At 69.0% G+C, this 19,138-nt stretch carries 18 protein-coding genes; 10 read left to right on the forward strand and 8 right to left on the reverse strand.

Translation table 11 applies throughout. The features are described 5' to 3' along the window. Positions 1 to 163 precede the first annotated feature (163 nt). Positions 164 to 1,366, reverse strand: coding sequence for a hypothetical protein (locus tag BWI15_RS05940; protein ID WP_077013295.1), 1,203 nt, complete (start codon positions 1,364 to 1,366; stop codon positions 164 to 166). A 525-nt stretch (positions 1,367 to 1,891) separates the two neighbouring features. Here BWI15_RS05940 and BWI15_RS05945 point away from each other — a divergent pair. The 3 genes from BWI15_RS05945 (at position 1,892) to BWI15_RS39250 (ending at position 5,486) form a co-directional block, all read left to right on the forward strand. Then, complete coding sequence (locus tag BWI15_RS05945; protein WP_077013296.1) at positions 1,892 to 3,655, forward strand: ATP-dependent nuclease; 1,764 nt, start codon at positions 1,892 to 1,894, stop codon at positions 3,653 to 3,655. Next, complete coding sequence (locus tag BWI15_RS05950) at positions 3,645 to 5,102, forward strand: AAA family ATPase (protein WP_083750585.1); 1,458 nt, start codon at positions 3,645 to 3,647, stop codon at positions 5,100 to 5,102. The genes BWI15_RS05945 and BWI15_RS05950 overlap by 11 nt, the downstream gene beginning before the upstream one ends. Before the next feature lie 234 nt (positions 5,103 to 5,336). Then, positions 5,337 to 5,486 carry a hypothetical protein gene (locus tag BWI15_RS39250; RefSeq protein ID WP_168197269.1) on the forward strand — a complete coding sequence of 50 codons (150 nt, stop codon included), beginning with the start codon at positions 5,337 to 5,339 and terminating at the stop codon, positions 5,484 to 5,486. Positions 5,487 to 5,568: 82 nt separating this feature from the next. On the opposite strand, the gene BWI15_RS05955 is transcribed toward BWI15_RS39250, so the two are convergent. Beyond that, positions 5,569 to 6,771 (reverse strand): hypothetical protein, encoded by a 1,203-nt coding sequence (locus BWI15_RS05955; RefSeq protein WP_077013298.1) that lies wholly within the window; start codon positions 6,769 to 6,771, stop codon positions 5,569 to 5,571. 177 nt (positions 6,772 to 6,948) lie between these two features. Here BWI15_RS05955 and BWI15_RS05960 point away from each other — a divergent pair, with 177 nt between their 5' ends. The 3 genes from BWI15_RS05960 (at position 6,949) to BWI15_RS05970 (ending at position 9,977) form a co-directional block, all read left to right on the forward strand. Beyond that, positions 6,949 to 7,521 (forward strand): dihydrofolate reductase family protein, encoded by a 573-nt coding sequence (locus tag BWI15_RS05960; RefSeq protein ID WP_077013299.1) that lies wholly within the window; start codon positions 6,949 to 6,951, stop codon positions 7,519 to 7,521. After that, positions 7,518 to 8,486 (forward strand): RNA polymerase subunit sigma-70, encoded by a 969-nt coding sequence (locus BWI15_RS05965; RefSeq protein WP_077013300.1) that lies wholly within the window; start codon positions 7,518 to 7,520, stop codon positions 8,484 to 8,486. The genes BWI15_RS05960 and BWI15_RS05965 overlap by 4 nt, the downstream gene beginning before the upstream one ends. 90 nt (positions 8,487 to 8,576) lie before the next feature. Then, positions 8,577 to 9,977 (forward strand): PepSY-associated TM helix domain-containing protein, encoded by a 1,401-nt coding sequence (locus tag BWI15_RS05970; RefSeq protein ID WP_077013301.1) that lies wholly within the window; start codon positions 8,577 to 8,579, stop codon positions 9,975 to 9,977. Here BWI15_RS05970 and BWI15_RS05975 read toward each other — a convergent pair. Beyond that, on the reverse strand, positions 9,974 to 11,077 hold the full coding sequence (locus tag BWI15_RS05975) for an MFS transporter (protein ID WP_077013302.1): 1,104 nt from the start codon (positions 11,075 to 11,077) through the stop codon (positions 9,974 to 9,976). The genes BWI15_RS05970 and BWI15_RS05975 overlap by 4 nt on opposite strands. Positions 11,078 to 11,196: 119 nt before the next feature. Here BWI15_RS05975 and BWI15_RS05980 point away from each other — a divergent pair, with 119 nt between their 5' ends. Further along, positions 11,197 to 11,784 (forward strand): CGNR zinc finger domain-containing protein, encoded by a 588-nt coding sequence (locus BWI15_RS05980; RefSeq protein ID WP_077013303.1) that lies wholly within the window; start codon positions 11,197 to 11,199, stop codon positions 11,782 to 11,784. Position 11,785: 1 nt separating this feature from the next. Here the strand turns inward: BWI15_RS05980 and BWI15_RS05985 are convergent, their stop codons facing one another. Both BWI15_RS05985 and BWI15_RS05990 read right to left on the reverse strand, forming a co-directional pair. Further along, positions 11,786 to 12,313 (reverse strand): VanZ family protein, encoded by a 528-nt coding sequence (locus BWI15_RS05985; protein ID WP_077013304.1) that lies wholly within the window; start codon positions 12,311 to 12,313, stop codon positions 11,786 to 11,788. Beyond that, the gene (locus tag BWI15_RS05990) at positions 12,310 to 12,753 is read right to left on the reverse strand and encodes a GNAT family N-acetyltransferase (RefSeq protein WP_077013305.1); all 444 of its coding nucleotides are present in this window, start codon (positions 12,751 to 12,753) and stop codon (positions 12,310 to 12,312) included. The genes BWI15_RS05985 and BWI15_RS05990 overlap by 4 nt, the downstream gene beginning before the upstream one ends. Positions 12,754 to 12,849: 96 nt before the next feature. Here BWI15_RS05990 and BWI15_RS05995 point away from each other — a divergent pair, with 96 nt between their 5' ends. Continuing rightward, the gene (locus BWI15_RS05995) at positions 12,850 to 13,410 is read left to right on the forward strand and encodes a hypothetical protein (RefSeq protein WP_077013306.1); all 561 of its coding nucleotides are present in this window, start codon (positions 12,850 to 12,852) and stop codon (positions 13,408 to 13,410) included. Positions 13,411 to 13,419: 9 nt separating this feature from the next. Here the strand turns inward: BWI15_RS05995 and BWI15_RS06000 are convergent, their stop codons facing one another. Beyond that, a complete protein-coding gene (locus BWI15_RS06000; RefSeq protein ID WP_077013307.1) occupies positions 13,420 to 14,316 on the reverse strand; it encodes a LysR family transcriptional regulator in 897 nt (298 codons plus the stop codon). 76 nt (positions 14,317 to 14,392) lie between these two features. On the opposite strand from BWI15_RS06000, the gene BWI15_RS06005 reads away from it, so the two are divergent. After that, positions 14,393 to 15,292, forward strand: coding sequence for a DMT family transporter (locus BWI15_RS06005; RefSeq protein ID WP_077013308.1), 900 nt, complete (start codon positions 14,393 to 14,395; stop codon positions 15,290 to 15,292). Positions 15,293 to 15,294: 2 nt separating this feature from the next. Here the strand turns inward: BWI15_RS06005 and BWI15_RS06010 are convergent, their stop codons facing one another. Continuing rightward, positions 15,295 to 16,152, reverse strand: a complete 858-nt coding sequence (locus BWI15_RS06010) for an SDR family NAD(P)-dependent oxidoreductase (protein WP_077013309.1) — start codon at positions 16,150 to 16,152, stop codon at positions 15,295 to 15,297. 166 nt (positions 16,153 to 16,318) lie between these two features. Here BWI15_RS06010 and BWI15_RS06015 point away from each other — a divergent pair, with 166 nt between their 5' ends. Continuing rightward, on the forward strand, positions 16,319 to 17,173 hold the full coding sequence (locus BWI15_RS06015) for a helix-turn-helix domain-containing protein (RefSeq protein WP_077013310.1): 855 nt from the start codon (positions 16,319 to 16,321) through the stop codon (positions 17,171 to 17,173). A gap of 887 nt (positions 17,174 to 18,060) precedes the next feature. Here BWI15_RS06015 and BWI15_RS06020 read toward each other — a convergent pair. Continuing rightward, entirely contained in the window at positions 18,061 to 18,978 is a 918-nt protein-coding gene (locus BWI15_RS06020) for an NAD(P)-dependent oxidoreductase (protein WP_083750587.1), read from the reverse strand. Positions 18,979 to 19,138 lie beyond the last annotated feature (160 nt).

Below are 19,138 nucleotides of genomic sequence, written 5' to 3' on the forward strand. Positions count from 1 at the left end.
AAGATCACCCAGATCTACGAGGGCACCAACCAGGTCCAGCGCATCGTGATGGCGCGGCAGCTGCTGAAGGGTCTCGGCTGAGGTCGAAGCCGCAGGGCAGACGACGTGGCGGCTCTTCCCACCGCCTGGGCGGTGGGAAGAGCCGTTCAGCGGTGCGGTCGGTTCACTCGGCGTCGGGCGCCACGATCGTCGGGAACGCCTGGTCGAACGCGGTCAGGACCTCGCGGCTGGGCAGGACGTGACCCTGGTTGGGCGCGCTCTGGGCCAGCTGGTGACCCCAGCTCGACGCTTTCACCCGCTGGTTCGGAGTGCCGTGGTGGCCGTCGGCCGTGAACGAGCAGTCACCCACGTTGAAGAAGATCTGCTCGAAGGCTTCCACCCGCTTGCGCTGCATGGCCAGGCCGCGGGCGTGGGTCAGCGAGTAGCCGGCCAACGCGTCGGCCTGCAGTTCGGAGTGCCGGGTGGTGTCCGCGTCCGAGTCCTCGGTGATCACGCCGTGCTCGAACTGCACGTGGTGGCCGAACTCGTGCGCCATGATCGCTTCCGGAGCGACGTCGCCGTACCCGATGGCGTGGTAGGCCTCGAGGATGCCGTCGCCCATCACCAGCTTGTCCGGGATGCCCTGCAGGGCCGGCGGGTCGCTCGGCAGGATCTCGGAGGCGTAGGCGTTGAAGGAGAACAGCGGGTGGTGGCCGTACTGCCACTTCTCCTGGCTGAACAGCTGGACGATCAGGTCCGCGAGCGGAGCCGCCGCCTCGGGGGTGGGGAGGCCGAGGGCCCCGACGAGCGTCCGGGTCACCTTCGCCTTGTCGACGACCGTGTTGCTGTGCATCGCCAGCAGTTGGATGTCGTCGGACCGGGTGTCCCAGAACCTCCGCAGATCCCGGAAGGTGTGGGTGACCGGGGTCTTGAACTCGTCGTTGCGCCCGAAGACCTGCGGGGTGTCCTCGGTCTCGAAGAGCAGGGTGTCGTACGTCGGGATCTTCAACCCGAAGAACACGAGGATGAAGGCCTCGGTCGAGTCCATCTGCGGGAGGTGGGCCTGAACCCACGCGTCCTTGGGGGTCGGGCCGCACTGGTAGTCCGCGGGGTTGATGAGGCGCTCGACAAGCGCAGCGGTGGGTGCGGACTCCGGGAGGCCGAGTTGCCGGTCGAGCTCGGCCAGCCGCGCCTCGAAGTCTGCCGGCAGACCGTCGAGGATGCGCTGGGCGATCGCCTCGGCCTGCTCAGGGCTGAGATCACCGACGGAGACCTGTGTCGTGGAGTTGGTCGGGGTACTGATCTGGGCCTGGGCCGGACTTGCCGCCAGGGTGCAGCCCAGGGCGAACGCGGCCAGGACCGCCGGCCACTTGACTAACCTCTTCATACGCCATCCTTCCATGGGGGACTCGCCCAATGTCAGCCGGTCCCACGGCACGAGGCCAGATGTGGCGGATGGCAAGATCCGGCATGGCAGGATCCTGACGGCTAGATGAGCGGACCCGCATCCTGCTCGAGTGGTGGGCGGCGTTCACGGTGCTGGTCCACCGAATCTTCCCCGTCAGACGTGACGCGGCCGATCCGCTCGCTACGCTCGGCTACCGAAGCGTCACGCTCGCCGACCCGCGGCTGTCAGCATCGACATCACGGCATTCGGGCCGACGGGCCCCACCTGGGACACCGAGCATCGCCGACTCGGCTGCGCAACACGGCGAGCGGGATGCAACAGCGACAGGTGTGCTCGCGACCGCGGTCGCGAGCACAGTCGTAGCGGCTGCGCTGTCATACTGCTGAGCAGGCTCCGCGGCTTGAGTAGGAATCTGACTGGTGTCCTCGTACCTTGGAGTCCTCAGCGGGCAGCGGGCCGGTCAATTTGGACCACGACACTGCTTCCGATGCGAGGTTGCCCGTGATGCTCCGCCGGCTGAGGATCGAACACTTCCGCGGGATCGAATCAGCGGAATGGTCCATCAATCGGCGGCTGGTGGCGCTGGTCGGCGCTGGTGACAGCACCAAGACGACGCTCCTTGATGCCATCGGACTGGTGCTCAACCCGAACTACAACCCGCAGTTCACGGATGCCGACTTCTACGGCCTCGACCTCACCAGGAACGTCGTCATCGAAGCGACCGTTGCAGATTTGCCGGACAACCTCGTCAAGGAGAGCCAGCTCGGCAAGGATCGCTCCGGAATCATGCCGGACGGGACGCTAGTGCACGACCCTATTGATGAAGCCGAGGAGTGCCTCGTCATCCGGCTCACCGTGACGCCTGAGCTCGACCCAACTTGGGAGGTCGTGCGACCCGATTCCGACGATGCCCGACCGATCACCGGAACCCAGCGGCGGCAGCTAGGCTACTTCCGTCTAGGGGAGCGGCCCGACTTGCACCTACGCTGGGCTCGCGGATCTGCGCTGTCAGGGCTGACCGACGGCAGCGACGGCGCATCTTCCGTGATTCTCGGCGCGCACCGCGAAGCCCGGTCTGCGGTGTTCGACGCGGACACTAACCCCCTGCACGCCGCTGCCGCGGCCGCCCAGAAATCGGCGGGCTATTTCGGCGCGGCTGCATTCGTCGAGCTCCGACCCGGTCTGGAGCCGGGTTCAGCGACGTCCTCACACGCCTTGATGCTCCACGACGGCCTTGTACCGCTGTCGAGCTTCGGACTCGGCACAAGGCGTCTCACCAGCCTGTCGATCCAGGATCTGGCGATGGACGGTGGCTCGATCATTGCCATGGATGAGGTCGAACACGGCCTGGAACCACACCGTCTGGCACAAACACTCCGCCGCCTCAAGAAGCGAACCGACGCCGGCGAGTTGCAAATCGTCATGACCACGCACTCGCCCATCACGGTGGAAACGCTGAGCGCGGTCGACCTGGTTGTCGTGCACACCAACGGTGCCGGGACAACAACGTGTCAGGCTGTACCCGAAGACCTCGACAATGTGCAGGGCACGTTCCGGAGCGCACCCAACGCGCTGCTGGGACGACGTGTGCTGGTTGGCGAAGGGGCGACCGAGGTCGGGTTTCTGCGTGGCCTGCTTCGCCACTGGGATACCGAGCGGCTGGCCGCCGACGAAACTCTTGCCGCCGCCATAGGCACCGTTCTGGTGAACGGCCGCGGAGGGACGCAGTCGACGCAGCGTGCCAAGAACTTCCAGCAGCTCGGTTATCCAACCTGCCTACTCGTGGACAACGACGATCGAGCCATCGACCAGTCGGTCGCTGAGTCCGAAGCCGTCGGGGTGGCTGTGCACCGCTGGACGCTCGGCAACGCACTCGAGGACGAGGTGATCCATACTCTGTCGGCTCAGGGGCTCCAGGCGGTCGTGACGCTAGCGGTGGATATCAGAGGCGAGCAGTCGATCCAAGCGACTGTCGGCGCGACTCTTGGCGGGAAGGCGTTGATCGGCGCAGATGTCGCTGCATGGCAGACGCAGGCAGACGTCGATCTTGCAACGATGCGCACAGCCATCGCCGCGACCGCGACCAAGAAGGAGTGGTTCAAGCGCGAGGATCACGGCGAGGAGTTGGCCGAGGTCGTGATCGCGCACTGGGGCGGTCTTGAGAACACACCTCTCCTGAAGGTGATCGGCGAGCTGCGCGCGTTCGCCTACCCGGCTACGCCAGAGCCGTCGACGCACTTGGACGCGGAGCTCAAGGGTGAGCAATGATCCGCCCCTCCAGGGCGCGGTGCAGACGCTGCTCAGCACGTTACCGGGCTCAGTCGCGCTACCGGCCGGCGCAGGAAAGACTGAGCTGATCGCGGCTGCCGTAGCCGAAGTCGCCGCGCAGGGCGGCACAAGCCTCGTGCTGACGCATACCCACGCTGGCGTGGATGCGCTCCGACGGCGGATGAAAAAGTTTGGTGTCGATCACACGCAAGTCGTCGTCCGCACCATCGACTCCTGGTCGTACAACCTGATCGCTCACTTCCCGAGTCTCGCGGAGCTCGTTGTTCCCGCAGCTCCGGACTGGAGCAAGGTGGCCGAGTATCACCGTGCAGCTGCGCGCGCTGTGAGCACCAGGGCCGTGCGGCGGATGCTCGAAGTCAGCTACTCGAACCTATTCATCGACGAGTACCAGGACTGCCTGACCGACCAGCACACATTGGCGCTCGAGCTCGCCCAAGTGCTGCCCACGGCGGTGCTCGGTGATCCCCTCCAAGGCTTGTTCAACTTCGGCAAAAACCGTCCAGCCGATTGGAGCGCCGACGTCGTCGCGAACTTCCCGGCCGTCGACATCGATTACCGTCCGCGCCGTTGGGACCCCGATCACCAGGAACTTGGCGCTTGGCTCGTCGCCATTCGCGAGAACCTGCTGAACGGCCGGCCAATCGACCTCACCTCGGCGCCCGTCACCTGGGTGCCGCGGCGAGACGCTCGAACCTTCGTTAACACTTGCTACGCTGCCCTGGATCTCGACGGGACCATTGCTGTGCTGGGGCAGTTTCGTCCGGACTGCGTCAACGCCGCAAGCAGCCTCGGTGGTTCGTACTCGGTCATGGAGGCGATTGACGAGAAGGTGTCGGTCACCCTGGCCACTAGAATCGACACCAAAGGCGGTGCCGAGGTGGCACAGGCGGTGGTTGAGTTTGCGATCGGCTCAACGGCTGGGCTTGCCACGCACATCCCAGCTGCGAAGCGGCGGCAACTCGGTGAGGGCAAGTCGTTCGTGACTCGACGCGAGGACTTGCGGCCCGCCTACGAGGCAGTCGTTCAGGTTCGCAGTGATCCGACTCCGGCCGCTGTGCGAATTGCGCTCGATCTTCTTGGCAGGCTGCCTGGCGTAACCATCCATTGCCGCGAGGCGTGGTTCGAAGTCATGCGATCCGTAGCCACCGCCATCTCCGATGAATGCACAGTGTCCGAGGCGCTGCAACGGACGCGAAATCACACCCGGGCCGCCGGGCGTTCACCAACCACCCGAGTGGTGTCACGGCCGCTTCTGGTCAAAGGACTGGAGTACGACCACGTCATTATTCTGAATCCCGTGAAGTACACCGCTCAGGAACTGTATGTAGCACTCACGCGGGGATCGAAATCTGTGACCGTCATCAGTGACACGATCGTACTCCCGGCCGCGCATATGGCACTGCCCTCGGCCGCGGCACCTAGATAATCTGCTCGACATCCGCGAAGAGGTGTAGCCGCGAATGGTCAGCCACGCCGTCGAACGTCTACAGAGCACGCCTAGCTCGTCAGCGACTACGGCACTGACGACGTCCCTGATGCCCTATAGATTTCCAGCGGCGACGCAGCTCTTCGCCGACGCTTCCACCGTGCTGTCCTTCGTCGCCCCGCTCCGTATCTGCTCCGTCGAGCACTGACCAACGGCGGGGAAGTCCGGCAATCGATGACCGACATCTTCGCAGGTCACAGCCATTTTCGGGGTCTTCGCGCGTTGATCGAGTCGGCGCGGCCAAAGATCACCCAGATCTACGAGGGCACCAACCAGGTCCAGCGCATCGTGATGGCGCGGCAGCTGCTGAAGGGTCTCGGCTGAGGTCGAAGCCGCAGGGCAGACGACGTGGCGGCTCTTCCCACCGCCTGGGCGGTGGGAAGAGCCGTTCAGCGGTGCGGTCGGTTCACTCGGCGTCGGGCGCCACGATCGTCGGGAACGCCTGGTCGAACGCGGTCAGGACCTCGCGGCTGGGCAGGACGTGACCCTGGTTGGGCGCGCTCTGGGCCAGCTGGTGACCCCAGCTCGACGCTTTCACCCGCTGGTTCGGAGTGCCGTGGTGGCCGTCGGCCGTGAACGAGCAGTCACCCACGTTGAAGAAGATCTGCTCGAAGGCTTCCACCCGCTTGCGCTGCATGGCCAGGCCGCGGGCGTGGGTCAGCGAGTAGCCGGCCAACGCGTCGGCCTGCAGTTCGGAGTGCCGGGTGATTTCCGCGTCCGAGTCCTCGGTGATCACGCCGTGCTCGAACTGCACGTGGTGGCCGAACTCGTGCGCCATGATCGCTTCCGGAGCGACGTCGCCGTACCCGATGGCGTGGTAGGCCTCGAGGATGCCGTCGCCCATCACCAGCTTGTCCGGGATGCCCTGCAGAGCCGGCGGGTCGCTCGGCAGGATCTCGGAGGCGTAGGCGTTGAAGGAGAACAGCGGGTGGTGGCCGTACTGCCACTTCTCCTGGCTGAACAGCTGGACGATCAGGTCCGCGAGCGGAGCCGCCGCCTCGGGGGTGGGGAGGCCGAGGGCCCCGACGAGCGTCCGGGTCACCTTCGCCTTGTCGACGACCGCGTTGCTGTGCATCGCCAGCAGTTGGATGTCGTCGGACCGGGTGTCCCAGAACCTCCGCAGATCCCGGAAGGTGTGGGTGACCGGGGTCTTGAACTCGTCGTTGCGCCCGAAGACCTGCGGGGTGTCCTCGGTCTCGAAGAGCAGGGTGTCGTACGTCGGGATCTTCAACCCGAAGAACACGAGGATGATGGCTTCGAGCGAGTCCATCTGCGGGAGGTGGGCCTGAACCCACGCGTCCAAGGGGGTCGGGCCGCACTGGTAGTCCGCGGGATTGATGAGGCGCTCGACAGTCGCAGCGGCCGGCGCGGACTCCGGGAGGCCGAGCTGCCGGTCGAGCTCGGCCAGCCGCGCCTCGAAGTCTGCCGGCAGCCCGTCGAGGATGCGCTGGGCGATCGCCTCGGCCTGCTCAGGGCTGAGATCACCGACGGAGACCTGTGTCGTGGAGTTGGCCGGGGTACTGGTCTGGGCCTGCGCCGGACTTGCCGCCAGGGTGCCGCCCAGGGCGAACGCGGCCAGGATCGCCGGCCACTTGACTAACCTCTTCATACGACATCCTTCCGGGGAACGCCGGTCGCGGGGATCCGGCCGGTGTGGGGGACTCGGCCAATGTCAGCCGGTCCCACGGCACTGACGCCAGACGGGACGGATGGCGAAATCCGGCATGACAGGATTCCGACGTCCGCCCGACCGATTCCTTTGCGGGCCGGGCGGGGTCTACAGGGCATGACCGACAACCACAGTCGCCGACTGACCCAGTCCGTGCTCGTCTCGCTGAACGGGGTGATCAGCTCGCCGGCGGCCTGGGCCGGGCCGTATTTCGGGCCGGGCAGCGCCGCCCAGTCGCTGGCCGCGCTGCAGCGTAGTGACGGGCTGCTGATGGGGCGTACGACGTACGAGATCTTCTCGCGGCAGTGGCCGGCGGCGAGTGGACCGTACGCCGATCACCTCAACCGGATGCCGAAGTACGTGTTCTCGTCGACGCTGCGCCGGGCGGACTGGGAGAACACCACCGTCGTGCCCGGCGACGTCCCCGAAGAGGTGCACGCCCTCAAGGAAGCCGACGGCAACGATCTCGTGGTCTACGGGCACGGTCGGTTCGGGCAGACGCTGGTGGACGCGGGGCTGGTCGACGAGCTGTCGCTGACGATCGTGCCGGTCTTCGTGCCGACCGGTACGCCGCTGTTCCGCGATGGCGGGCAGAATCACCGGTGGGAGCTCGTCCAGGCCGGACCAGGTCACGATCCGGGGCTGGTCGATCTCACCTACCGGCCCGCGGCGAGGGAGGTGCAGGGATGAAGACGATCGCCGGCGACGCACCCGACCAGTTCCTCGCCGACGCCGAGCAGCACCGGGGCGAGTTGCTGGCGCACTGCTACAAGCTGCTCGGGTCCCTGCACGAGGCCGAGGACGTCGTCCAGGAGACGTACGTGCGGGCGTGGCGGGGCCAGGAGTCGTTCGAGGGCCGGTCGTCGGTGCGTACCTGGCTGTACCGCATCGCGACCAACCAGTGCCTGAGCGCCCTCGGCTCGCGGCAACGCCGGGCGCTGCCGTCCGGTCTGTTCGCGCCGAGCCAGGATTCCGGCGTACCGATGAGCCCGTACGCCGGCAAGGCGCTGTGGCTGGACCCGTTCCCTGACGTCGCGGCGGCCGGTGGAGATCCGGCCGAGGTCGTCGCGGCGCGGGCCGGCGTACGCCTCGCGCTCGTGGCCAGTCTGCAGCATCTCCCGCCCCGGCAACGTGCGGTTTTCATCCTGCGGGAGGCGCTGCGCTACCCGGCGACCGAGGTCGCCGACATGCTCGACATGTCGGTGGCGGCGGTCAAGAGCGCCCTGCAACGGGCTCGCGCGCGGCTGGACGAGATCGCGCCGACCACGGACGAGGTCGTCGAGCCGGACTCGCCCGAGGCGCGGGCGATCCTGGACCGCTACATGGCCGCCATCGAGCAGGCCGACGTCGAGGCGATGAACGACCTGCTGCGCGCGGACGCGCGGCTCGAGCTCGTCCCGTCGGACGTCTGGTTCCAGGGCAAGGCGACCTGCGTCGGTCACCTGCGGGACAGCGTGATGACCGAGCCCGGCCTCTACCGGATGGTGCCGACCGTCGCGAACGGCCAGCCGGCCGCGCTCGCGTACTACCGCCAGTCCATCGACGAGGAGTTCGAACCGTTCGCCGTCGCGGTGCTGACCGTCGACCAGAGCACGATCAGCGCGCTGACGATCTTCGCCGACCCGGACCTGGTGGCGCGGTTCGCGGCGGGGTGACGCTGTGCGAGATCCTCGGCCGTACGCCGGGAGACACGCGCGGATTCGTGCCGTCAGGAACTGTGGCGGTGAGTGGGACGTTTGGCGGGCGTGACATCTGTCGAGCAGGCCGAGACAGGCCAAGCGCAGCCGCGGAGCCGTGGTACGGGATTGTTCCGGGCGTTCTGGCGCTGGCACTTCTACGCGAGCTTCCTGGTCATCCCGGTCGTGGTGCTGTTGGCAACGACCGGGTTGATCTACCTGTTCCGGTTCCAGATCGAGCCTTTGCTGCATGCCGACGTGATGAAGGTCGAACAGCCCGCGGGGCTGCGCGCGCAGCCGTACTCGGCGCAGCTCGACGCCGTACGGCAGTATTTGCCGGACGCCACGGTCGTCTCGATGACCGAACCGTCTGGGCCCGACCGGTCGACGGTGTTCTCGGTCGACACGCAGGCCGGGCCGCGGGACGTGTTCGTGGATCCGTACGAGGGCACGGTGCTCGGCGCGCTGAATCCCGACACCACCTTGTCCGGTGGCGCGATCCTGTTGCACGGCGAGCTGATGATGGGTCGCGTGGGCGACTTCGTGATCGAGGTCGCCGCGTGCTGGGCGATCGTGATGGCGCTGACGGGTTACTACCTGTTCTTCCGGGGGCGGGTCGCGCGGGCTCGGCGCCGGGCGGCCGGTGCTGCGGGTGCGGTGCTGAGGTCGCGGCACGGTCGCACCGGCGCGGTGCTCGGGGTCGGACTGCTCTTCCTGATCGTGTCCGGCCTGCCCTGGACGGGATTCTGGGGCGAGAGGGCCCAGCAGATCGCCAGCAGTCAGGGCAGTTCGCTGTGGAGCGAGGACCACGGCGCGCTGTCGGACCCGACGTCGACGCTGGACGAATCCCTGCCGCACAGCCACAACGTCCCGTGGGGACTGGGCGAGAACGAGGTGCCCAGCTCCGATCCGTCCGAGAAGGGCCGCTCGACGGCCGACGTCGACACCGCGATCGCGGTCGGGCAACGGCACGGGCTCCGGCACCCGATGACGATCGCCTTGCCCGCCGACGACGCGGGCGTTTACTCCGCGATCGGCTACGCCTTTCAGGATCCCGGCCAGGAGCGCACCGTGCACGTCGACCAGTACGGCGGCCGCGTGGTGTCCACCTACGGTTACAGCGATTACCCGGCGCTGGCGAAGGTCGTTGCTCAGGGCATCGCATTGCACGAAGGGCGTCGCCTCGGGCTGGTCAACTTCTGGGCGACCGCATTGTTCTGTGCTGGGGTGGTCTTCATGAGCGTCACCGGGCCGTTGATGTGGTGGCGCCGGCGGCCGACCGGTCCCGCGGTCGGAGCACCGCGCGGTCGGCTTCCGCTGCGCGCCACGCCTGCGCTGGCTGTGCTGGTTGCCCCGCTGGCGGTGTTCCTGCCGCTGTTCGGGATCACGCTGGCCGTTGTGCTGCTGCTCGATCGGTTCGTGCTGCGCCGGGTGCCGACGTTGCGGGCCTGGTTCAACGTCACGCCCTAATCCGTTGCATCGTCCGACCGATTTCGCGTCGACAGGGCAACGATCGCCGCGGCCAGCAGTGCGCCGGCGGCCACGGCCACGACCGTGCGCCCGCCGGCGGGCGTGAGCAGTCCGGACCAGATTCCGGCCAGTGCGGAGCCGGTGATCTTGACGCTGCTGGCGAGCACCAGCAGTTGCGCGTGACCGTTCGCCGGCGCGTGCGAACGGCAGACGGCCAGTACCGTCGGGAGCAGCGTCCCGTTCGCGAGACCCAGCAAGCAGAACCCGGCAAGAGCCACCCCGTACGCCGGTGCGGCCGCCGCGGCACCGACCGCGAGGCTCATGACGGCCAGACTCCCGGCGGCCACTCGCAGCGGTGAACCGCCAAAAGGCTTACGGGCGTTGACGAGCGAGCCGATCAGGCTGGTGAAGCCGTACGCCGTGATGAGCAGTCCGCCGCTGCCTGGGGGATGACCGAGGTCGGTGCTGAGCAGCGGTGCCGCGACCGGCAGTGCGCCGAGGCCGAGACCGGTGAGGCCGATCGCGAGAAGCATGGTGCGCAGCGGTTTCACGCGCACCGCGTGCGCCAAGCATTCGCGGATGCCGGCGGCGCGGTCAGGCGAATCCGTTGCTGGCGGCAACGTTAGTACGAGCCCCGCCGCGACGAGTGCGCCCAGCGCCATCAGCAGCACCGCCGCGACCGGACCGACCAGCAAGTTGGTGACCGCGGCCAATCCAGGCCCGGCCGTCGTCGCGAGTCCCCAAGTGGCGCTGTCGAGCGATCTCGACCGCGGGGTGTCGCCGCGGGGCAGCCTGCTGGTGAGTCCACCGGCAAGCATCGGTCCAGCGCAACCGGCGAGCAGGACCAACAGCACGGTGAGCACGGTGGGTGCGTCGTCCATGACCACCGCGGCCGTGGCGACCGCGGCGCCGTACAGGACAAAGGATCCGGCGAGGACGTAGCGCGAGTCCGTCCACGCCAGGGCACGGCTGATCCATGGTCCGAGCAGATGCGGCGCGACCAGTGCGGCCACCAGGGCACCGGCGACGGTCGGGCGGACGGATAGCGCCAGCAGAGCCAACCCGACCGAGGCTCCGTCGTTGACCGCCCGGATCACCACTGCTGCGCCCAGGTAGCGGCCGAGCCCTGATGCAACCGTATCTGCTTTTGCTCGCATCATGCGATGCCTCGTACCCGCTATGATGCGAGCAAAACCATTGTCGATGGAATCAGGGAATCGTGGACTTCGTTGCCGGCGCCCAGTGCCTCGACTTCGTCAACACCGTCGACCCGAGGCACGAGCCGGCCCCGGTGAGCGACTACGTGCCGGACTACCGGGCGCTCATCGGGTGGTCGGTCAAGGCCGGGCTGGTGTCCACCACCGGCGCCCGCACACTGCGGCGGCAGGCGGACTCCCGCGCGGCGAAAGCCGCCCACGGACGAGCGATCGCGCTGCGCGAGGCGTCGTACGCGGTGTTTCACGCGATCGCGACCGGCGGCGTACCGGCGGAGGACGATTTGTGCTCGATCCGCGACGCGTACGCCGAGGCTGTCGCGCACGCTGCTCCGCGCTGGGAAAACGAGCTGCGGTGGACCTGGCCGGCCGACGATCTCGACAGGATCCGGTACCTGCTCGCGGAGGACGCCGTACAGCTGCTGACCTCGCCGCAGGTCGACCGGGTGAAGATGTGCCGTCCGACCTGCGGCTGGTTGTTCGTCGATCTGACCCGCAACGGTTCGCGCCGGTGGTGTGCGACCGAGACCTGCGGGGTCCGCGAGAAGATCCGCCGGCAGTCGCTGCGCCGGGCTGCGCGGCGGTCGGGCTGATTCAAGCCGAGGAGGTGACTTGGACGGGCCTCAGGTGCTGGTGGACGCCCGCAGCGGTGGTCGCCGCGATCGTGCAGCCGATGGTGTTGAGGAGGATGTCGGTGAGATCGCCTGCCGTGCCTAGCGGGGTGAAGGTCTGGAGGACCTCGATCACGGCCGAGGTCAGGGCGGCGCCGACCAGCGCGATCGCGATTAAGCGTTGCACGTTGGCGTGACGGGCGATCCAGGGCAGCAGGAGCCCGGCCGGCATGAACAGCAGAAAGTTCATGACGATCTCGGACGTGGAGGCCACGGTCTGCGTGGCGAACGGGACCCAGTTGAAAAGCACGTAGCCGGTCGCGTCGCGGGGCCGGCCGCCGAGCGTCGCCAGCAGCAAACCGATTCCCCACAAGGCGCCACAGGTGATCGCCAGGCGAGTCGCCTGTTCGAGCTCGCGGCGCTGGGTCAGCCGAACCAGCCGGACCAGCACCCCAGTGAGAAGCGCGAACGCCAGTACGGCGGCCGGGACGACGAGGCTGTTCGGGATCACGCCGTCGGGTCGAGCTTCTTGAACATGTGCACGTCCTCGGCGCCGCCCGGGATGCCGAGGGTGCGGCCGGTTTCGGTGTAGCCGTGGCGTTGGTAGAAGTCCGGGGCCTGGAAGGTGAACGACGAGACGCAGGCGCGGTCGCAGCCGCGGCGGCGGGCTTCCTCTTCGGCTGCGAGAAGGAGCTTCGAGCCCCAGCCTTCGCTGCGGTGGTCCTCGCGGATCCACAGCATCTCGATGCCGAGCAGGCCGGCCCAGGTCCACGCGGTCAGGCCGCCGACGATCTCGCCGGCGTCGTCGACGACCTTGACGGACAGCTCACCCTGGTCGGCGGCAGTGGTCCCGGTGGCCGCGAAGTTGAACTCGTCCAGGCCCGCGGACAGCCGCTCGCTGAGTTCCTTGTCGCCGTCGCCGATGCTGAGCGTCGTACCGGATCGCGTCATGGCGCAGAGTCTGTCAGTGATCGACGCCGCGATGGCAATAGCTGCAACCACGCCGTACCGGCGAGCGTCGGAAGGCTGTCTTGGTGAGGATGCAGCATGCGCATCTCATCGCAGGACGTACCGAGCTGGGTGGCCGGGACCGCCGCCGGCGTCATGTACGCCGTGTTGTTCGCGCTGGGGACCCACTACCTGGGCGACGTCGGCTGGACCGCCGCGTTGATCATGGGCGGGGTCGGGGCGCCGTTCTTCGGGATCGCGATGGGATTCCTGAGTCGGCAGATGAAGCAGTTGATGGCGCCGACCGCGGGCGGCGACGAGCTGACTCGGAAGCAGCGGGAGATCGCGTTCCGAGCGACTCAGCGCGGACCGATCCCGCAGGATCCGGCGGTCCGGGCTGCGGCTGCGGAGTACGCCCAGCGCCACCTGGATCAGGCCGAGAAGCGATGGAGCCGGATCGTGATCGCCTTCGGCGCGTTCTTCATGCTTCTCAGCTTCGTGGTGGGCGTGTTCGACGACGATCGCCCGTGGTGGCGGGCGCTCCTGCCGCTCTGCGGGGCCGCCGTGTTCAGCTACCTGCTGTTTTTTCGGCCCCGTCGCCTCCGCCGCCGCATCACCGCGCTGACCGCCGAGCAGCCGGAGAACGAGTCGACCAGCTGAGCGGCGCGGTCATGGCGCCGCGTCGTGAAGGGCACTGGCCACGGCTTCCACAGCAGGGGTTCTGGTGGTGCGGGTGAGCAGGAAGACCTCGCGGTGGAGTGTGCCTTCGGCGATCGAACGGACGGCGACGCCCGGGACGCCGTAGCCGAGGACGAGGTCGGGGAGGAGGGCGCAGGCGCCGGCGGTGCGGACCATCTCGACGAGGATGAGGAAGTCGTCGGAGGCGAAGCGCAGGTCCGGTTCGAAGTGGCCGAGGTCGCGGCAGGCGCGGATCTGCATGGCGCGGTGGCCGGTGCCGGGCTGGCAGGCGGCCCAGCGGGCGTCGGCGAGATCGGCCATCTGGACCTGCGGCTGGTGGGCCAGCGGATGGTTCTCGGGGAGGACGAGGCGCACCTGCTCCTGGACCAGCGGCTCGCGGGCGAGATCCGTGTGCACCGGGCGCGGCTGGCCGGAGTACTCGTCGCCGACAACCGCGTCGAGCTGGCGCAAGCGCAGCGCCGGGATCGACTCCTCGACCTCGGCCTCGGTCAACTCGACGCGGATGCCCGGATGGCTCTCCGCAAGGGCTGCGACGGCCGGCGCCGCGATGCGCAGGAAGGCCGACTGAAACGCCGACACCCGTACGACGCCCGCCGGATGCCCCGCGGCGATCGCCGTCACCTCCGCCTCGGCGGCCTCCAAACCGTCGAGCAGCACGGCCGCGTGGCGGACCAGCGCCTGGCCCGCGTCGGTGAGCCGCACGTTGCGGCCGGTTCGCTCGAGCAGCTTCGCGCCGGCCTCGCGTTCGAGGACGGCGAGCTGCTGGGAGATCGCGCTGGGCGTGTACCCGAGGGCTCGCGCGGCGCCGTGCATCGTTCCGCGGGCGTGCAGCTCGCGGAGCAGACGGAGGCGGCGCAGATCCAGCATCGTTCACCAACGCTACTCGGTCTCGTACAGAAACAGGAGATGGACGTGAACAGTTGCGCACTGTGACCATCGTCGTATGGGTCCGCTCCTCTGCCTGCTGTCCGCCGTCTGCTTCGGCGCCATGGCGATCTTCGGCAAGCTCGCGTACGACGCCGGCGTCGAAGTCGGCGACCTGTTGCTGGTCCGCTTCGCGATCGCCGCCGTCCTGCTGCTCGTCGTCGCCGGTATGACGGGCGCGCTGCGCGGCGTACGGCGTCCAGCGCTCGTGGCCGGTCTGGCCATGGGTGGCATCGGCTACGCCACGCAGTCCGGCCTGTTCTTCGGTGCGCTCGAGCGCGTGGACGCCTCGCTGCTCGCGCTGATCCTCTACGTCTACCCGGCCCTGGTGATGATCGGCGCGATCGCCCTGCGCCGCGAACGCGCCTCGGCCCGCCGGATCGCCGCGCTCGTGATCGCCTCGGTCGGCACCGCGCTGGTCCTCGGTGGCGCGGCGTCCGGCACCCTCGACCCGCTCGGCGCCGCGATGGGCTTCGGCGCCGCGATCGCCTACACCGTCTACATCCTGGCCGGCGACCGCGTCGGCGCCGGCGTGCCGCCCGTCGCGCTCTCGTCCTTGGTCTGCACGGGCGCGGCCTGCACCTTCGCGGTCGTTTCCGGCGTACGGGGTGGGCCCGGGTTGAACTTCGCCCCCAGCGGGTGGCTCTGGCTGACCGCGATCGCGGTGGTCAGCACCGTCGCCGCGATCCTGACGTTCTTCGCCGGCTTGGCCCGGGTCGGACCGTCGGCCGCGTCGATCCTCTCGACCTTGGAGCCCGTCGTCACCGTCGTGCTCGCGGCGATGATCTTCGGCGAGTCGCTGGGCGCGATCCAGATCCTCGGTGGGGCCGTCGTGCTGAGCGCGGTGCTGGTGATCCAATGGCCGACCGGCCAGCCGTGGCACGCCGTACCGGACACGCCTCGGGTCGAGGCCGGCTGACCTCAGTCCTGCGGGATGTCCGTCGTCCGGGCGAGCGCTCGGCCCGCGGTGAAGTCGGCGCGCAGTGCTTCGAGGCGGGCGTCGGCGAGGCCGAGAGAGTCCGATCCGAGCAGCTGGTGCAGCGGCGCGCCGCCCGTGGTGGCGACGGTGATGATCGCGGCGGCCGCCTTGGCGGGGTCGCCGAGCTGGGTGCCGGGCATCGCCTGGTGGGCCGACGTCATCTCCCGGAGCGCGGGGTAGGCGTCGACGGTCGTCGCGGGCAAGCCGAGCGAGTGCGACCTGAGGAAGTCGGTCCGCATATAGCCGGGCTCGACCAGGGTGACCTCGATGCCCAGGGCACCGACCTCGGCGGCGAGCGACTCGGTCAGGCCCTCCAGCGCGTACTTGGCCGAGCAGTACAGACCCCAGCCGGGGAAGGACGTCAGGCCGAGAATCGACGACACGTTGATGACGTGCCCGCTGCGGTTCGCGCGGAAGTCCGGCAGGACCGCGCGCAGCACGTTCCAGGTGCCGAAGATCTGGACGTCGTACATCTGCCGCGCCTCGGCGTCGCTGACCTCCTCGACGGCCGCGAGGAATCCGTAGCCGGCGTTGTTGACGACGACGTCCAGGTCGCCGAAGCGCTGCTTGGCGGTGGCGACCGCCGTACGGACGGCTTGCTCGTCGGCCAGGTCCACTTCGAGGGCGAGCAGCCGGGACTGGTCCACGCCGTCGAGTGCGGTGGTGAGGCGTTCGGTCGAGCGGGTGGTTGCGACGACGTTGTCGCCGCGGCGCAGCAGCTGGGTGACGAGCTCGAGTCCGAGGCCTCGCGAGGTTCCGGTGACGAACCAGGTGGCGGGGCGGGTGGTGGGGTACGACATGTGAGGTCCCTTCCGGATCGGTCGGCCGGTGGTGGCCGGTGTCTCCAGCTTTCCGCCGCGATCGGCTCCGGAACGGCGTACAACCGGCCCCGCTCGTCCTGGTACGCCGCAACCTGGGACTCAGCGACCCAGGCAGGAACGGCGATCGCCCTGCGATCATGAACAGGTGGCCGATCTCAACCATGAGCTCGCGGACTTCCTCCGCCGCGCCCGCGCTGCCCGCGACCCGCAGACCACCGGACTGCCTGCGGACGGGCGGGTACGCCGCGTGGCCGGCCTCCGGCGGGAGGAGGTCGCGATGCTGGCCGGCGTCTCGACCGACTACTACACCCGGCTGGAGCAGGGGCGTCGCATCGTCCCGTCCCCGCAGGTGCTCGACGCGATCGCCGGAGCGCTCGACCTCGACGCCACCGGGCGGACTCACCTGCGCAACTTGGTCGGCGCGGCTCGTACGACCCGTCCGCGGGCTCGCGCCGTCCAGCGGGTGCGGCCGGGGCTCTACCAGTTGCTCGACACGCTCGACAGCCAGCCCGCGCTCGTGCTCGGCCGTCGTACCGACGTATTGGCGGCGAACCGGTTGGCGCGGGCGTTGTTCACCGACTTCGACCGGATGCCGCCGCGCGAACGCAACTACGCCCGCTGGATGCTGCTGTCCCAGGAGGCCAGGGACCTGTTCGTCGACTGGGAACAGCAGGCCCGCAACGCCGTCGAGACCCTGCGCTTCTACACCGGCAACGCGCCGGACGACCCCGAGGCGCAGAAGCTGGTCGGCGAACTCTCCCTGGCCAGCCCGGAGTTCCGGCAGTGGTGGTCGGAGCACCACGTCCACCAACGCACCTTCGGCGCCAAACGGCTGCACCACCCCGTCGTCGGCGAACTGACCGTCGACTACGAGTCGCTCACCTTCCCCGGCGACCCCGAGCAAACCCTGTTCGTCTACACCACCGCGCCGGACTCCCCGTCCCGCCAGGCCCTGAACCTGCTCGCCAGCTGGTCCCAGTCGCCGAGCCCGACCCACTAGGCGCGTCTCAGCCCGTACGCCTGAGGGCGCGGGAAGGTCTGCGGGGTCGGCCAGCCGGCTGGCGCCTGTCGCTCTACTCGGCGACCTCGAACGTCGTCACGCGGCACGTCAGCAGCCCGCGAACGGCGCCACCGAGGTCGAGCGCCGATGTTGCAGGCGGTCCCTCACGAACTGCTCGCGGCTGCGGGCCGGTAGCGGGAAGCCTTCGGGCCAACCGGATGGTGCCGGCGCGATCCCAGGTCTCCCTACCGGCAGCAGCGCTCGTCACCGACGCACCGCTTCGCGGACGCGCGCCGCCTACTCACCGATCTGACTGCCCGCGACCTCTGACCAGCCGGAGTTCCCCCGGCGCAGCTGCCGGCCTGCTGCTCGGTAGGCGGACCTCCACCACTGACCAACCAGCGCCGCAGCCGCCTCCGATCGGCGTGTCGCGGTGTGTCGCCTTCGATCGCCGGGCTTGGACAGTGGTGGACGTCCGGCCGGGTCGGCGTGGGGTGTTGAGCGCCAGGCCGGGGCCGCGGTGGACGGGCTGGGGGTCCGGTTCCTGGGTCGGCGTGGGGTGTCGAGCGCCTGGCCGAGGCCGGCGGCGACAGGTTGGGGTTTCCGGTCCGGCGGACGTCCACCACTGATCAACCAGCGCCGCAGCCGCCTCCGATCGGCGTGTCGCGGCGTGTCGCCGACGCGAATGACTGGAGTGTCTAGGCGCCGGGGGTGGCGAGGACCTGGCGGGGCCGCGGTGTGCGGGCTGCGGTGTCCGGGCTCTTGGGCTGGCGTGGGGTGTCGCGGTGCACGCGGTACGCGGTGCGCGGTGTGCGCGTTGCCGGTCGACGCCGGGCTCTTGGCGGCTCGCGAGCGGCAGGACTCCTCTCGCGCGGCGGGTGCGCGACCTACTTCGGCGGTGGCCGGTCGTGGAGCCGGGTGCCGGCTTGTTCCTCGAGCCACGCGGCGGCCATCAGCTCGCCGTCGACCGGGCCGTAGCGGTGCAGTGCGGAGCGGTGCAAGGCGGCGACGGCGGCCGTGACGGGGTGCGGGACGTCGGCGCGCGCGGCGGTTCGTTCGACCGAGTCGAGCTCCTCGACGCAGCGGTCGAGGCCGAAGTCGGCGAGGTAGTCGCCGGCCAGCAGCGCCGGCAGGTGCCGCTCGGCGAACGCGCTGTCCCCCGCGCTGCCCCGGAGGATCTCGCGCAGGTGGCCGGGCGACTGCCCGTGGTTCTGGGCGAGCAGCATGACCTCGGTCGTCAATGCCGCTTGGCCGAACCACAACAGGTTGATCAACAACTTGGTCAGGTAGCCCATACCGTGGTCGCCTGCGTGGTGGATCGTCGTAGCGAAGGTGCGCAGGACCGGCTCGGCCGTCGCGAGCACGCCGGCCTCGCCGCCGACGTACAGGGTGAGCGTTCCGTCCCGCATCCCGTCCACGCCACCGCCGATCGGGGCCTCCAGGTGGGCGATCCCCTGTTCGGCCGCGGCCCGCGCGCAGTCCTGGCCGAGCTCGACCGAGGCACTCGTCAGGTCGATCCAGATCGCCCCCTCGGCCAGCTGGGACAGGAGCTGACCTCCGCCGAGCACGAGGTCCTCGAGCTCAGGGCCGCCCGGCATCACCGTCAGCACGACCTCAGCATCCGCCACGGCCCCCGCCAGGTCGGGCGCCCAGCGAGCACCTGCCGCCTCGACCTCGCTGCGGCGCTCCAGGCGAATGTCGGTCCCGACCACTTCGTGGCCTGCAGCAACCAACCGCGCAACCAGCGGCGCCCCGATCCGCCCGACTCCGACCACCGCAACCGACGCCACGCCCTCGAGAGCCACGGGCTCAGCGTACGGGGCGGACGTCCACCACTGTCCAAGCCCCGGTGGCCGAGAGCGACACGCCGCGACACGCCGATCGGAGGCGGCTACGGCACTGGTTGATCAGTGGTGCACGTCCGCCCGGCCCGGAAACCCGAGCCTGTCCGCCGCAGTCCCGGCC

The organism is Kribbella sp. ALI-6-A (assembly GCF_001984195.1).
Lineage (GTDB): Bacteria > Actinomycetota > Actinomycetes > Propionibacteriales > Kribbellaceae > Kribbella.

Excerpts from the sequence above, each read along its gene's own strand:
- BWI15_RS05990 (WP_077013305.1), bottom strand. The coding sequence starts at position 12,753 with ATGACGCGATCCGGTACGACGCTCAGCATCGGCGACGGCGACAAGGAA.
- BWI15_RS39250 (WP_168197269.1), top strand. The coding sequence starts at position 5,337 with ATGACCGACATCTTCGCAGGTCACAGCCATTTTCGGGGTCTTCGCGCG.
- BWI15_RS05995 (WP_077013306.1), top strand. The coding sequence starts at position 12,850 with ATGCGCATCTCATCGCAGGACGTACCGAGCTGGGTGGCCGGGACCGCC.
- BWI15_RS05955 (WP_077013298.1), bottom strand. The coding sequence starts at position 6,771 with ATGAAGAGGTTAGTCAAGTGGCCGGCGATCCTGGCCGCGTTCGCCCTG.
- BWI15_RS05945 (WP_077013296.1), top strand. The coding sequence starts at position 1,892 with ATGCTCCGCCGGCTGAGGATCGAACACTTCCGCGGGATCGAATCAGCG.
- BWI15_RS06010 (WP_077013309.1), bottom strand. The coding sequence starts at position 16,152 with ATGTCGTACCCCACCACCCGCCCCGCCACCTGGTTCGTCACCGGAACC.
- BWI15_RS05960 (WP_077013299.1), top strand. The coding sequence starts at position 6,949 with ATGACCGACAACCACAGTCGCCGACTGACCCAGTCCGTGCTCGTCTCG.
- BWI15_RS06005 (WP_077013308.1), top strand. The coding sequence starts at position 14,393 with ATGGGTCCGCTCCTCTGCCTGCTGTCCGCCGTCTGCTTCGGCGCCATG.
- BWI15_RS05940 (WP_077013295.1), bottom strand. The coding sequence starts at position 1,366 with ATGAAGAGGTTAGTCAAGTGGCCGGCGGTCCTGGCCGCGTTCGCCCTG.
- BWI15_RS05965 (WP_077013300.1), top strand. The coding sequence starts at position 7,518 with ATGAAGACGATCGCCGGCGACGCACCCGACCAGTTCCTCGCCGACGCC.
- BWI15_RS06000 (WP_077013307.1), bottom strand. The coding sequence starts at position 14,316 with ATGCTGGATCTGCGCCGCCTCCGTCTGCTCCGCGAGCTGCACGCCCGC.